15 protein-coding genes are annotated in these 13,515 nt (G+C 66.6%); 3 read left to right on the plus strand and 12 right to left on the minus strand.

Annotated features, from left to right (window positions below):
- Position 1 precedes the first annotated feature (1 nt).
- The 8 genes from G6N35_RS21840 to G6N35_RS21875 form a co-directional block, all read right to left on the minus strand.
- Entirely contained in the window at positions 2–496 is a 495-nt protein-coding gene (locus G6N35_RS21840) for a MarR family winged helix-turn-helix transcriptional regulator (RefSeq protein WP_246224461.1), read from the minus strand.
- Between the two features lie 258 nt (positions 497–754).
- Positions 755–1,306 carry a GNAT family N-acetyltransferase gene (locus tag G6N35_RS21845; protein WP_163806127.1) on the minus strand — a complete coding sequence of 184 codons (552 nt, stop codon included), beginning with the start codon at positions 1,304–1,306 and terminating at the stop codon, positions 755–757.
- Between the two features lie 10 nt (positions 1,307–1,316).
- Positions 1,317–2,210, minus strand: coding sequence for a 5-oxoprolinase/urea amidolyase family protein (locus tag G6N35_RS21850; protein ID WP_163806128.1), 894 nt, complete (start codon positions 2,208–2,210; stop codon positions 1,317–1,319).
- A gap of 9 nt (positions 2,211–2,219) precedes the next feature.
- Positions 2,220–2,861, minus strand: a complete 642-nt coding sequence (locus G6N35_RS21855; protein ID WP_163806129.1) for a 5-oxoprolinase subunit B family protein — start codon at positions 2,859–2,861, stop codon at positions 2,220–2,222.
- 110 nt (positions 2,862–2,971) lie between these two features.
- Positions 2,972–3,673 (minus strand): queuosine precursor transporter, encoded by a 702-nt coding sequence (locus G6N35_RS21860; RefSeq protein ID WP_179967406.1) that lies wholly within the window; start codon positions 3,671–3,673, stop codon positions 2,972–2,974.
- 22 nt (positions 3,674–3,695) lie between these two features.
- The gene (locus G6N35_RS21865) at positions 3,696–4,679 is read right to left on the minus strand and encodes an ABC transporter substrate-binding protein (RefSeq protein ID WP_163806130.1); all 984 of its coding nucleotides are present in this window, start codon (positions 4,677–4,679) and stop codon (positions 3,696–3,698) included.
- Between the two features lie 14 nt (positions 4,680–4,693).
- Positions 4,694–5,278: an acyl-CoA-like ligand-binding transcription factor gene (locus G6N35_RS21870; RefSeq protein ID WP_163806131.1), complete on the minus strand. Its 585-nt coding sequence runs from the start codon at positions 5,276–5,278 to the stop codon at positions 4,694–4,696.
- 56 nt (positions 5,279–5,334) lie between these two features.
- Positions 5,335–5,934, minus strand: coding sequence for a LysE/ArgO family amino acid transporter (locus G6N35_RS21875; protein ID WP_163806132.1), 600 nt, complete (start codon positions 5,932–5,934; stop codon positions 5,335–5,337).
- 62 nt (positions 5,935–5,996) lie between these two features.
- Here G6N35_RS21875 and G6N35_RS21880 point away from each other — a divergent pair, with 62 nt between their 5' ends.
- Positions 5,997–6,875, plus strand: a complete 879-nt coding sequence (locus tag G6N35_RS21880) for a LysR family transcriptional regulator ArgP (RefSeq protein WP_246224685.1) — start codon at positions 5,997–5,999, stop codon at positions 6,873–6,875.
- 10 nt (positions 6,876–6,885) lie between these two features.
- Here the strand turns inward: G6N35_RS21880 and G6N35_RS21885 are convergent, their stop codons facing one another.
- Positions 6,886–7,491 (minus strand): TetR/AcrR family transcriptional regulator, encoded by a 606-nt coding sequence (locus G6N35_RS21885; RefSeq protein ID WP_163806134.1) that lies wholly within the window; start codon positions 7,489–7,491, stop codon positions 6,886–6,888.
- A 96-nt stretch (positions 7,492–7,587) separates the two neighbouring features.
- Between G6N35_RS21885 and G6N35_RS21890 the strand changes: the two genes are divergently transcribed.
- Complete coding sequence (locus G6N35_RS21890; protein WP_163806135.1) at positions 7,588–8,838, plus strand: cytochrome P450; 1,251 nt, start codon at positions 7,588–7,590, stop codon at positions 8,836–8,838.
- Between the two features lie 11 nt (positions 8,839–8,849).
- On the opposite strand, the gene G6N35_RS21895 is transcribed toward G6N35_RS21890, so the two are convergent.
- The gene (locus tag G6N35_RS21895; RefSeq protein ID WP_163806136.1) at positions 8,850–9,290 is read right to left on the minus strand and encodes an MOSC domain-containing protein; all 441 of its coding nucleotides are present in this window, start codon (positions 9,288–9,290) and stop codon (positions 8,850–8,852) included.
- 43 nt (positions 9,291–9,333) lie between these two features.
- Here G6N35_RS21895 and G6N35_RS21900 point away from each other — a divergent pair, with 43 nt between their 5' ends.
- Complete coding sequence (locus G6N35_RS21900; protein WP_163806137.1) at positions 9,334–10,800, plus strand: peptide MFS transporter; 1,467 nt, start codon at positions 9,334–9,336, stop codon at positions 10,798–10,800.
- Here the strand turns inward: G6N35_RS21900 and G6N35_RS21905 are convergent.
- Positions 10,794–11,552: a DeoR/GlpR family DNA-binding transcription regulator gene (locus G6N35_RS21905; protein ID WP_163806138.1), complete on the minus strand. Its 759-nt coding sequence runs from the start codon at positions 11,550–11,552 to the stop codon at positions 10,794–10,796. The genes G6N35_RS21900 and G6N35_RS21905 overlap by 7 nt on opposite strands.
- Before the next feature lie 10 nt (positions 11,553–11,562).
- Complete coding sequence (locus G6N35_RS21910) at positions 11,563–13,482, minus strand: PTS mannitol transporter subunit IICBA (protein WP_246224687.1); 1,920 nt, start codon at positions 13,480–13,482, stop codon at positions 11,563–11,565.
- Between the last annotated feature and the right edge of the window lie 33 nt (positions 13,483–13,515).

The following is a 13,515-nucleotide window of genomic DNA, read 5'->3' on the forward strand; positions in this document are numbered from 1 at the left end:
CCTACTCGGTCTCCGTCGCGCGGCCCGGGCAGTCGTTCGCAACACCCTCCGCGCTGGCGGCGAGCTTGTCGAGGATCGGCAGGGCGACCTGCGCGGAATGCCACAGCGCGCATTGCTCCTCGGGGGTCAGGGTGGCAAGCAGCGAGGTCAACCGGTGCCGGCGCTGCCGACGTCGCTCGGCCAGCAACATCCGTCCGGCGTCGGTGATATCGATGAGGGCCGCCCGGCCGTCGTCCGGGTCGGGCAGTCGAGTCACCAGTCCGGCGCGTTCGAGGCGCTGGATGAGTTGTGTCATCGAGGGCTGGCTGATTCCTTCACGGGCGGCCAGCGTGGTGAGCCTGATCGGGCCCTCACGGTCGGTCCGGTTCAAGGTGTACGCCGCGGTGGTGCTCAGCTCGGAGCGGTCGGCGAGGAATCGGGCGGTCAGATCGATGGCGTGATCCAGAAGTTCCCCGACGCATTCGCTGACATCGCTGTCGGTTAGCTGGATACCCACCAGGAATCTATATCATGTGCATTATATAGCTGCAATAGTGGCCCTTGTTCGGCGAGTTCACTGGGTCTTTTCGAGAATCCGCCCTGCTTTCCGAACGCTTCCGATCCGTTTCACGAACGCGTCGAACAGGCAGTTCCCGCGAAGCGCGGACGAAATGTGCTGTGCTGCAAGCGCTGTGAGATCAGGCGCCAGGGTATTTTCGCCATCGAGTGGGAATCCGTCAGCCGAAGATATATAAACCACACAATGTAGTGGGCGTCACCAGACATCCCCGTCGCGCCAGTCGCAGGACAGTTCGGCGGCCGGATCCATGCCGACCTCCACCGGTAGGACGAAGATCGATCCGTCGTCGTCCGGGGTGCGGGTCCGACCCGCCGGCGCCAGCACCGACGTCGGGCCCTGCCAGGGTAGCCAACCCCGCCGACGGTAGATCTTCTCGCCGGCCGGGCTCGCGCTGAGTGCGCCGAGTTGGTAGGCCCCGCGGATCACCTGCTCGATCGCGTCCATCAACGCATGCCCCAGGCCCTGACCCCGCCAGTCCTCGCGGACGGCGACTCCCTCCACATAACCGCACCGCAGCGCTGTGCCTTGATACAGCAGCTGACGCTGGACAACGGCGGCGTGCGCGATCAGCGCCCCGCGGTGGACGATCACGGCGTGCATACCGCCTAGGGCGTGCTCCCAATCGGAGTCGGTGAACTCGGCGAACCCGCCGAACGCCTCGGTCACCATGAGGTGGGCGTCGCGGCGGGTGTCGTGGTCGAGATCGCTGGTGTGGATCAGCCGGGCGGTGTGGAGCTGCGCGTGCACACCGTCAGCTCTACCAGCCCGCAGACGTTCCTGCGGCAATACGCGGACGCGTCCAGTGCAGACGAAGCTTCTGACCGGGCCGGATCTGGGCCACCTTGTCGGCATCGGCGTCGGTGACGACCCCGATCACGGGGTAGCCGCCTGTCACCGGGTGATCGGGTCCCAGGATGACCGGCTGTCCGTTCGGCGGTACCTGGATGGCACCGCGGGTGGCGCCCTCACTGGGCAGCTGTCGCTGCGGCCACCGGTGCGCCAGCGGTGTCCCGATCAGCCGCGTGCCGACGCGGTCGCTGCGCTCGCTGGCCACCCAGTGGGTGTGTACCAGTGCGTCGGCATCGGTGAACCAGTCCTCACGCGGGCCGGGCACCACGCCCAACTCCAGCAGGTCGTCGGCGATCGCGGCCACCGGCGCCTGCTCGAGCTCGGGGTAGTCGTCGGTGTGCGGGCCCACCGGGATCACGTCGCCCGGCTGCAGCGGCCGGGGTCCGATCGCCGACATCATGTCGTAACTGCGGGAGCCGAGTACTGGCTCGACGGCGATACCGCCGCGCACCGCGAGATAGGACCGGATACCGGAGTGCGGTGCGCCGAGCGAGATCACTTCGCCACCGCGGACATGATGAATACTATTGGTTCCGAACGGGATTCCACCGACGGCGGGATCGGTGTCGGCGCCGGTGACCGCGATGTCGAGGTCACCGCCGTGCACTCGGGCAGCGAATCCGCCGAGCATCACCTCGACGGTGGCCCAGTCGTCGGGGTTGGCCACCAGACGGTTGGCCAGCCGGTGTGACCGCCGGTCGGCCGCGCCGGACCGGGTGACGCCCATATGCGCCAGGCCGGGCCGGCCGAGGTCCTGCACCAGCGCCAGCGGCCCGGTCCGCAGAATCTCCAGGGTGATCACGGCGCCCCCTCAGACAGCCCGGAACCGCACCGACATGCCGGGTAGCAGCAGCGCAGGCACCGGGCGGTCGATATCCCACAACACCGCATCGGTGTGCCCGATCAACTGCCACCCGCCCGGCGACTGGCGCGGATAGATGCCGCTGAATTCTCCTGCCAGGCCGACTGAACCGGCGGGCACCCTGGTCCGCGGCTCACTTCGGCGCGGCACGTCCAGGCGCGGGTCACCGTCGATCAGGTAGGCGAAACCCGGTGCGAATCCGCCGAATCCGACCCGCCAGGGGGTCGCGGTGTGTGCCTCGATGACGGCTGAGACGGCCAGTCCGGTGTGGCGGGCCACGTCGTGGAGGTCGGCGCCGTCGTAGACGACGTCGATCACCACCTCGGTGCGATGCCCCGCGGCGTCGGCGGGGTCCTCGACGCTCAGTGCGCTGAGTCGGCGCCGGGTGGCGGCCTGTAGCCGGGCACCATCCAGTTTGACCAGTACCGTGCGGGCGCCCGGGACGACGTCGAGGACGCCGGGGATGCGCTCGCGCTGCAGCGCGTCCGTCAGCGCGAGCACCTCATCTGCCGACTCGCATTCGAGCAGCAGACCCTGGTCACCGTAATCGCGGATCGTGTTGGACACCATGAGATCTGTCACCACACTCATTGGCCGACGGTAGATCCGTTGCCGGCGTTACCTCGCTGATTTTCGAGCACTGCCAGAGCTGCCTTACCAAAGATTCAGACCTGCCAGGCATCTCATATTTATCGCGGCCGTCACACCATCGCGGTGTAGGTGGGCTCGTGCCGCTTGATGTAGGCGATCACGCGGTAGGTGACCGGCAGCATGACCACTTCGACCGCGGTCTTGTAGAGCCAGCCCAGCGCGGTGTAGGTGGCGAAGTCCTTGAAGGTGGTGATGCCGATCGCGCCGGCGGCAATGCTGCAGAACACCAGGGTGTCACCGAGTTGACCCGCGAACGTCGAACCCACCAGCCGCGCCCACAGGTGCTTTTCCTTGGTGCGTTCCTTGATCTTGACAACCGTCCAGGCGTTGATGGTCTGGCCGACGATGAAGCCGGCCAGCCCGGCCACGATCAGCTGGGTGTAGGCGTGGACGATGTTCTCGAAATGCTCTTGATTGGTGTAGAAGTCGGCGGACGGCAGGTAGATCGTCACCCAGAAGGCCAGGGCCGCAAGGCCGTTCATCGCGAACCCCAGGATGATGGCGCGGCGCGCGGCCTTGAAGCCGTACACCTCGGACAGCACGTCACCGATCACGTATGTCAGCGGGAAGACGATGAATCCGCCGTCGGTGATGATCGGGCCGAACGCCACCCCCTTGGTCGCGGTGACGTTCGAGATGATCACCAGCGCGGTGAAGACGGCGACGAGGATCGGATAATAGCGAGAGCCGACCTGGGCGAAGCCCGGGATGGGGGCGTCCTGTCGTGCTGCGTCGGTCTGGCTGCTTGTCACGGGTGCTATCCAAACATGTGGGTCAACCCAGCGCGCGGGCGACGAGTGCCGGCAGCTGATCGGCCACCAGGGGATAGGACAGCGGCGAGGAGAAGGCGATGGCCCCGGCCAAGTCCTTGCCGGTGTAGACATTGCGGTTCTGCCGGGTGGCGGTCAGCGCGGCCACTGCGGGATCCGCCAGCAGAGCAGCTTGATCGGCGTCGCTGTCGGTGCACCAGATCAGCACGTCGGCCCCGTCGAGGGCGTCGCCGAGCTTGTCCCGGGGGATCGCCGCCCGGTCGTCATCGACGGCGAAGCGGGACAGGGTGTCCGGGATCTTCAAACCCATGGTCGTCAGGAAGTCGGTGCGCCAACCGGGCAGCGTCGCTGTGAAGGTCCCTGCCGAGGCACTGCCCGCCAGCAGCACCGCCTTCTTGTCCTTGAAGCCGGGATTGGCCTTGGCGATGTCGGCGAACCTGTTGTCCACGCCGCTGATCAGCTGTCGCATCGTCTCGACCTTGAACACGGCCGTGGCCACCGCGGCGGCCTGATCCTTCCACGGTTCGAAGAAGGCGTCGCCGTCCGACTGAGCAATGGTGGGGGCGATGGCGGTGAGCTTCTGGTAGGTGTCGGCATCGAGGCCGGCGTTGATGGCCACGATCAGGTCGGGTTTGAGCCTGGCGATCTCGTCGACCTGAATTCCGTTGTCCAGGTTGAGCACAACCGGCTGGGCGGTACCCAACTTGGGGGTCGCCCAGGGCCATACGCCGAACGGCTGATCGCCGAACCAGGTGGTGACGGCCACCGGCACCACCCCGACGGCCAGGAGATCATCCTGCTCGGTGAGTCCGGCACTGACCACCCGGGTGGGCGGTGCCTTCAGCGTGGTTTCGCCGAAGATGTGCTTGACGGTGACCGTTGTCGGCGTCGAGTCCCCGGCGTCCTTCGACGAACATGCCGTCGCGAAGAGCAACCCGGCCGCGCCGGCGGCTCCCAGGAACTCACGCCTGCTCCAGTGCGTGCCCACGGCGCGACATTAGCTCAATCCAGCCGAAGTCCCGACTCGAGGACGGAGAGGGCCTGGTCGACGTTGTCCAGTGAGAAGGGCCCCCGGTTGCCCAGCGCCACCACCGCACCGACGACGGCGCCGGCGAAGGTGCGAATCTCCAGTTCGTGCGGCGCGCGGTGCAGGCGCCGGCCCATGGCCTCGGACACTCCCTGCACCAGGGTGTTGAACTCCTCGCGCAGTGCGGGTTGCAGTTCGGGCAGTGAGTAGATCAACCGTTGCCGCGTCTTCTCGGTGTCCCATTCGTCGGCAGACATCCGCTCGTAGGCATCGTGGACGGCCTGTCGAAACGCCGCGATCGGCGTCATCTCCAGATTCTGGGTGGCGAGCGACTCCAGCATCACCTGGCTCAGGTCGTCGGCCAGTAGCACCGACTCTTTGCTCGGGAAATACCGGAAGAAGGTGCTGGCCGAGATGTCGGCAGCCTGGGCAATGTGCTCGACGGTGGTCTCGGCGTAACCGCGCTCGTCGAACAGGCGGAATGCCTCGCGCCGGATGGTCTCCCGCGTCCTGGCCTTCTTCCGCTCCCTCAGGCTGGGGAAACGCATAGCCTCCGACATGCGTCGATTCTCACCTATTGAGGTATTGACGCGCCCGTCGGAGGCCCGAATTCTGGTCAGCCGACGATCAGCGAGACCGCGAGTGCGCTCATCGTCACGGCGATCAGCCCGTCCAGAATGCGCCAGGTGTTCGGGGTGGCGAACAGTCCCGCCAGCCGTCGGGCACCGAAGCCGAGGCTGACGAACCAGACGACGCTGGCACTGACCGCACCCACGCCGAACAGCCACCGGCTATCGGTGTGCTGGTTGGCGATGGTGCCCAGCAGCACGACGGTATCCAGGTAGACGTGCGGGTTGAGGAAGGTCAGGGCCAGGCAGGTGAGCACCACCGAGGCCAGTCGGGCCGGGCCGTCCTGGGAGGCGTTCAGGGCCGACGGGCGCAACGCCCGCCGGGCGGCCAGGGCGGCGTAGCCGAGTAGGAACGCCGCACCGCCCACCTTGGCGATGGTGACGGTCTGCGGGTGTGCGGTGATGAGTGCGCCGATCCCGGCGATGCCTGCGGAGATGAGCAGCAGATCGGATAGCGCGCACACGCTGACGACCGCCAGCACGTGCTCGCCCCGGATGCCCTGGCGCAGGACGAAGGCGTTCTGCGCACCGATGGCCGCGATCAGCGTCATCGAGGTGAGAAATCCGACGAGCAGGGGTGAGGACACGACGTCGACGCTAGGAAGCCGACTTGCTGAAGTCCAACTAATGATTCTTACTAACGATTAGCATCGTTAATGTGGCCATCGGCGGGGACCAACTGGCGGCGCTGGCCGCCGTCATCGATCTCGGCAGTTTCGATGCCGCCGCCGAGCGGTTGCATGTGACGCCGTCGGCGATCAGCCAGCGGATCAAGTCGCTCGAGCAACGCGTCGGCCAGGTCCTGGTGGTGCGGCAGAAGCCGTGTTCGGTCACCGATGCCGGAGTTCCGCTGCTGAGGCTTGCCGCGCAGATCGCGTTGCTGGAATCCGAGGCGCTGCGGGAAACCGGAAGTGGGGCCCAGCCAACGCGCGCGGCGATCGCGGTGAACGCCGACTCGATGGCCACCTGGTTCACCACGGTCTTCACCGCAGTGCCCGAGGTGCTGTTCGATCTGCGGATCGAGGACCAGGACCATTCGGCGCGCCTGCTGCGGGAGGGGGCGGTGATGGGCGCGGTGACCACCGAACACACCCCGATCGGCGGGTGCCGCGTCCATCCGCTCGGTGTGATGCGGTACGTCCCAGTGGCCACCGGCGCCTACATCGAGCGCTATCTGCCCGAAGGCTTCACCGTCCAGGCGGTGGGCCTGGCGCCGTCACTGGCCTGGAACCGGGACGACGCACTTCAGGACATGTTGGTGCGCAAGGCATTCCGGCGTGATATCGGCAGGCCCGTGCACTATGTACCCACTGCCGAGGGCTTCGCGGCCGCCGTGCGGGCCGGGCTCGGATGGGGAATGTTTCCCGAGCGACTCGCCGCCCCTGATATCAGGTCAGGTTCGTTCGAGCTGATAACCGATGCGCACCTTGATGTTCCGCTGTTCTGGCAGTGCTGGAAGCTCGACACTGCGTTGGTGCGCAACATCACCGGCGCTGTCGTGGCTGCAGCTGCCGAAGGGCTGGTGTGAGCTGTCGTTATCAGAGGTTTCGCGCTGCGCCCAGTGACGTCGCCGTGATCGTCGCGATCAGCGTGCCCTCGTCGGTGTCGACATCGCCCTGCAGCCATCCGATGAGCAGTTCCGAGGTGGCCGTGACCAATGCGCGCGTCGCCAGGGTGCGGTCTATCGACGGTTTCGGCCTTCCGGTGAACGGCAGACCGCTTGTGGCCATCAGTGCGGTCACCTCGTGAACGGCCTGCTGCTGGCGGGCGCGCAACCGGGGGAAGCCGGGCGATTCCATGTACAACCGCGCGTCTGGTGGGTCCGCCAGGATGTCCAGGGTGGCCCGAATCGATTGGCTCACCCGGATTTCCATCGGCGCTGTCTGAACAACCTCGGTCATCGCCTGGTGCAATCGCGCGTAGAGGTCGTCGGCGCAGACATCGAGTAGATCGTCCTTGGTGGCGAACTCGGTGTAGAAGTAGCGCTTGCTCAGGGTGGCCCGCTGGCAGACCAGGTCGACGGTCAGAGCTGCCACGCCGACCTCGGCGATGAGTGCCCGCGCCGCATCGAGCAGGCGTTGTCGGCGTTCCCGCGACCGTTGCTCGGCGGTCAGGCCGCCGTAGGTGCGCCCGTCGACTGTCATGAACCCATCCTTGACCATTCTGTGGCGGCAGTCATAATCTAGAACGAATTCGTTCCAGATTACGCGATGCCGGCAATCGGCGAGGGAGTGACAACGATGACCACTCGGATCATGGACCCGGCAGGGCGGGTGCTCGCCGAACCCGCGGCCTACGCCGACGAGAAGCGGCTGCACGAGTCGCTGGCCCAGCTGCGTGCGCACGCCCCGGTGTCGTGGGTGGATGTCGAGGGTTTCGACCCGTTCTGGGGGATCACCAAGCACGCCGACATCATGGACATCGAACGCCAGAACGACTTGTTCACCAACGATCCACGGGCCGTGCTGCTGCCATCGGCGCTGGATGCCCAGATGCGTGCCGACCGGGCAGCAGGCGCCGGGCTGGCTACCCTGATCCATATCGACGATCCGCACCACCGCGACCTCCGCAAGATCGGTGCGGACTGGTTCAAGCCGTCGGCGCTAAGGGTGCTCAAGGCGCGCTGCGACGAGTTGGCCAAGCGGTACGTCGACCTGATGGTGGAGAAGGGGCCCGAACTCGACTTCGCCCAGGAGATTGCGGTCAACTACCCGCTCTACGTGATCCTCACGCTGCTGGGCCTGCCGGAGTCCGACTTCCCCCGAATGCTCAAGCTCACGCAGGAACTGTTCGGCAGCGAGGACTCGGAATTCCAGCGCGATGTCGACCAGGAAGCGCTGCTGGCCACCCTGATGGACTTCTTCGCCTACTTCGCCGCACTGACGGCTTCGCGCCGCGAGAACCCGACCGACGATCTGGCCTCCGCGGTGGCCAACGCGAAGATCAACGGTGAGCCGCTCTCGGACATGGACACGCTGTCCTACTACGTCATCGTTGCCAGCGCAGGACACGACACCACCAGCGCGGGAATCGCGGGCGGCTTGCTCGAGCTGCTGCGAAATCCCGGCGAGCTGGCCCGGTTGCAGGGCGACCTCGGTCTGATGGGCACCGCGGTGGAAGAGATGGTGCGGTGTTCGACGCCGGTCCGGGCATTCATGCGGACCGCGCAGGCCGACACCGAGGTCCGCGGTGTGCCGATCACCAAGGGCGAATCGGTTCTGCTGTCCTATGTTTCAGCCAACCGCGATGAGGACGTGTTCGTCGATCCGATGCGCTTCGACGTCGGACGCGACCCGAACAAGCACCTGTCCTTCGGCTACGGGGTGCACTTCTGTCTCGGTGCCTCGCTGGCCCGGATGGAGATGAACAGCTTCTTCTCCGAGCTGATCCCGCGGATCAAGACCATCGAACTCGCCGGCGAGCCCGAGATCGCCGCCAGTACCTTCGTCGGTGGGGTCAAGCACCTGCCGATCAGGTACTCGCTGCGCTGACCGCCGCCGGTTCAGCCGTCGGGTAGATCAACCTCGACGGGATCGCCGACGCGGATCGTCCCGGAGGTCAGCAACCGGCAGACCGAGCCGGCCCGGCGGCGCAGCGCCGCGGCAGCACCCGGGCCAACGCTGTCGTCGAGCAGCCGGCACGGTGCCGCCACCCGCACCACCTCCAGATCGACGGCACCGATCCGCAGCCGGGCGCCCGGCCTGGTGGGAATCTCGCCGGCGTCCACGGTGATGTTGCGCCGCGTGGCCCCGGGGTCGAAGTCGTAGCCGAGCTCGGCCGCGGCGTGGTCGAGGAACTCCTGGGACTGAATCGTCACGTGCCGGTGCCGGGCGCCGTGGTAGCGGTCGCCGACCAGTCCGGTGCCCGCCTCGGCCACCACCGAATCGACGGCACGGACCGGGAGCCGGGTGCCCGGTGCCAGATGGATCGCCAGCACTTTCACGGCTGGAGTTTACCGGCGACCGCCGCGTGGCATGGTTGTCCGCATGGCTGAACTCGTTGAGCGCACCGACCACCCCGCGCGTCGCACCCTCTTCGGACACCCGATCGGGCTGACCAACCTGTTCGGTGTCGAGCTGTGGGAGCGGTTTTCGTTCTACGGGATGCTCACCATCCTCGGCTACTACCTCTATTACTCACTGAGCGACGGAGGCCTTGCCCTGCCAAAGGCCACCGCGACCGGCATCGTCGGCGCCTACGGCGGCCTGGTGTATTTGTCGACGGTGTTGGGCGGGTGGACCGCCGACCGGGTGCTCGGCATGGAACGCACCGTGTTCTATGGCGGCGTGGTGGTGATGTGCGGCCATATCGCCCTGGCTCTCATCCCCGGGCTGGCCGGCGTGGCGGTGGGTCTAATGCTGATCGCGCTGGGGTCCGGCGCGCTGAAGGCCAACGCGTCCTCGCTGCTGGGCACCCTCTACGAGGAGGGCGACCCGCGCCGCGACGGCGGCTTCACCCTGTTCTATCTCGGTATCAACCTCGGCGCCTTCATCGGGCCGTTGATCACCGGCCTGCTGCAGACCCACCTGGGCTTCCACTACGGGTTCGGTGCTGCTGCCATCGGTATGGCGCTGGGCCTCGCGCAATACGTGGTGTTCCGGCGAAATCTCGGCGAGCACGGCCGTACTGTCCCACATCCGTTGTCGCGCAAGGATTTCTGGCGCACCGCCATTGCGCTGGCCGTGGTGGCGGGCGTCGTCGTCGTGGCCTTCCTCGCTGGGCTCATCACCTTGGCGAATCTGTCACAGGTCACCACCGGAGTCATCATCGTCGCCTCGATCGGCTATTTCGCACTGATGTTGAGTAGCCCGAAGGTCGACGCCCTGGAGCGGACCAGGGTGCGGGCGTTCATCCCGCTGTTCATCGCCAATGCGGTGTTCTGGTCGCTGTTCCAACAGATCTTCACGGTGCTCGCGGTCTACTCCGACGAACGGATGGACTGGTCGATCTTCGGCTGGACCGCGCCGTCGAGCTGGATCGGCTCGATCGAACCGGTGTGGATCATCCTGCTGTCGCCGGTGTTCGCGTTGATGTGGACCAAGCTCGGGCGGCGCGCCCCCACCACCCCGCGCAAGTTCGCCTACGGGGTGATCGGCATGGGCGCGGCGTTCCTGCTGTTCCTGCCGATGGCCGCCACCACCGGCCGCAGCGTGCCCGCCCTGGTGGTGGTCGCCATCATGGCGGCGTTCGCGGTATCGGAGCTGATGCTCTCGCCCATCGGCCTGTCGGTGACAACTCAATTGGCGCCCAATGCATTTCGCGCTCAGATGATGGCACTGTACTTCTTCTCGGTGGGCTTGGGCACCGCGCTGTCGGGGGTACTCGCGCGGTACTACGACGCGAACCACGAAGTCGCCTACTTCGGCATTCTCGGCGCGGCCGCCATCGTGGTCGGTGCGATCGTGTGGGTGATCGCACCGCGGATCAGCCGTCTGATGGAGGGCGTTCACTGACGCAGGACCGACGGTCCGAGTGCTTCGAAGCGCTGTGCCTCCGTGGGTGAAAGGCCGGTGTCGGTCACGATCGCCTCGAAGTCGGAGACCTCGGCGAACCGGCAGAAGCTGTTGGCCCCGAACTTCGAATGTGCCGCGACCAGGATCCGCCGGCGGGCCACCTTCACCGCCGTCTGTTTGACCGCCGCCACCGCGGGGTCCGGCGTGGTGAGGCCGTGTTCGATCGAGATGCCGTTGGTGCCGAGGTAGGCCACGTCGATCACCAGGCTGCCGAGCATGTCGGTGGCCCAGTGGTCGACGGTGGCCAGGGTCCGGCCCCGTAGCCGCCCGCCCAACAGCAGCACCGTCACCGTCGTGCTGTGCGCGAGCACCTCGGCCACCAGCATCGACGACGTCACCACGGTCAGCTCCCGTTCGGCGATTCGCTCGGCGATCAACCGGGGGGTGAAACCCTCGTCCAGGTAGACCGTTTCGGCGCCGTGCAGCAGGTCTGCCGCTGCGGCGGCGATACGGTGCTTCTCGGCGAGATCGGCCTGGCTGCGGTACTCCACCGTCGACTCGAACGACACCGTCTCCAACGGGATGGCCCCGCCGTGCACCCGCTTGAGCAGCCGCCGGCCGGCCAGCACTTTCAGGTCGCGCCGGATCGTCTCGGTGGCTACGTCGAGTTCTTCGGCCAGCGCGGCCACCTCGACGCGTCCCCGGATGCGGGCGAATTCGACGATGCGGCTTTGCCGGGTTTCAGAGTCCACGCCGACATTCTCACTTGCCGGAGCCGGCCAGCACCTCTCGGACCTCTTCAGGAGTCTGGGCCGCCCGCAACCGGGCCACCTCGTCCTTGTTGAGGAACACCCCGGCGATCTGGGTCAGCAGCGCCATATGATCCTTGCCCGCGCCGGCGATACCGACCACGAACTCGGCCGGCTTGCCGTTCCAGTCGATCGGTTCGGCGTACCGCACGAACGAGATGCCGGTCCGCTTGATCGAGGACTTGGCATCGTTGGTGCCGTGCGGGATGGCCAAGCCGTTGCCGACGTAGGTCGATACCGACCCCTCCCGTTCGTACATCGCCTCGACGTAGGCGGGTTCGACCGCGCCGCAGGCCACCAGCAGCCGACCCGCCTCGCCGATGGCGCCGTCGCGGGTGGTCGCGGTCCCGGCCAGCACGATGGATTCCACCGCCAGCATGTCCTCGGCGGGCGCGTCGTCGGCCGCTTCGGTCGTGGCGGGTGCGGCGCCGTTGGTGCGGTTGGTCCTGCCGAGTAGTTCGACGATCTCGTCGTACTGCGGGGCGTTCATGAAATTGTCCACCGAGACGTGCACGGCCGAGGGCGTCTTCTGCCGGGCGCGCGCCGTCAGATCCTGGTGGGTGACCACCAGGCCGTAGGTGTCGGTCAGGTTGGCGATGGACTGATTGCTCACCTTCACATCCGAAAAGCCCGCCGCCTGAACCTTCTTGCGCAGTACGGAAGCGCCCATTGCCGACGACCCCATCCCGGCATCGCAGGCGAATACGATGTTCGTGATCGGGCCCCCGTCGGCGGAGCCGACTAGTGCGGCCCTGCCGGTCGAGCCGACCAGGGCGGCCGACACACTGGACTTCTTGCCCTTGAGCGCCTCCATGTCGGCTGTGGCGGCCGCCAGGTCACCGTCGTCGGTGGCGCGGTCGGTCTTGAGTAACAGCGCGGCCACCGCGAACGCGACTGCCGCAGCGCCGAATACCGAGAGCGTGACACCCACGAAGCTGCCGGTCGCGGTCTGGGCGTAGACGGCGATGATCGATCCGGGTGCCGCCGGGGCCCGCAGTCCCGAGCCGAACAGCACGTTGATGAAGATGCCGGTCATGCCGCCGAGGATGGTGGCCACGATCAGCTTCGGCTTCATCAGCACGTACGGGAAGTAGATCTCGTGGATCCCGCCGAAGAACTGGATGATCGCCGCGCCCGGTGCTGATGCCCGTGCGGCTCCCTTGCCGAATGCCATGTAGGCCAGCAAGATTCCCAGACCGGGACCGGGGTTGGCCTCGAGCAGGAACAGCACCGACTTACCGGTCTCCAGGGCCTGGGTGGTGCCCAGCGGGGTGAGGACGCCGTGGTTGATCGCGTTGTTGAGGAACAGCACCTTGGCCGGCTCGATGAAGATCGAGGTCAGCGGGAGCAGGTCGTGGGCCACCAGAAAGTCGACGACATGACCGGCGCCCTTGGAGAACGCCGTCACGATGGGGCCGATTCCGAAGAACCCGAACACCGCCAGGATCAGCCCGACGATGCCGGCCGAGAAGTTGTCGACCAGCATCTCGAAGCCCGGGCGGATCTTGCCGTCCCATAGCCCGTCGACCTTCTTCATCACCCAGCCACCGAGTGGGCCCATGATCATGGCGCCGAGGAACATCGGGATGTCGGAGCCGGTGATGACGCCCATGGTGGCGATGGCGCCCACCACGCCGCCGCGGATGCCGTAGACCATCCGGCCGCCGGTGGCCCCGATCAGGATCGGCAGCAGATAGGTGATCATCGGCGCGACGATGCCGCCGTCGGCGAAGTCGCCCCAGCCGCCGATCTTGGCCACCCAGCCGTCCGGGCTGCGTAACCCCTCGAACAGGCCGGTGAGCCAACCGGCCTTGATGAACAGTGCGGTGATCAGGCCCCATGCGATGAACGCGCCGATATTGGGCATGACCATGTTCGACAGCGACGTGCCGAGTTTCTGCACGTG

The sequence above is a fragment of the Mycolicibacterium anyangense genome, from assembly GCF_010731855.1.
In the GTDB taxonomy this organism is placed as follows: domain Bacteria; phylum Actinomycetota; class Actinomycetes; order Mycobacteriales; family Mycobacteriaceae; genus Mycobacterium; species Mycobacterium anyangense.

Excerpts from the sequence above, each read along its gene's own strand:
- G6N35_RS21855 (WP_163806129.1), bottom strand. The coding sequence starts at position 2,861 with ATGAGTGTGGTGACAGATCTCATGGTGTCCAACACGATCCGCGATTAC.
- G6N35_RS21900 (WP_163806137.1), top strand. The coding sequence starts at position 9,334 with ATGGCTGAACTCGTTGAGCGCACCGACCACCCCGCGCGTCGCACCCTC.
- G6N35_RS21890 (WP_163806135.1), top strand. The coding sequence starts at position 7,588 with ATGACCACTCGGATCATGGACCCGGCAGGGCGGGTGCTCGCCGAACCC.
- G6N35_RS21885 (WP_163806134.1), bottom strand. The coding sequence starts at position 7,491 with ATGACAGTCGACGGGCGCACCTACGGCGGCCTGACCGCCGAGCAACGG.
- G6N35_RS21910 (WP_246224687.1), bottom strand. The coding sequence starts at position 13,482 with ATGGTCATGCCCAATATCGGCGCGTTCATCGCATGGGGCCTGATCACC.
- G6N35_RS21870 (WP_163806131.1), bottom strand. The coding sequence starts at position 5,278 with ATGTCGGAGGCTATGCGTTTCCCCAGCCTGAGGGAGCGGAAGAAGGCC.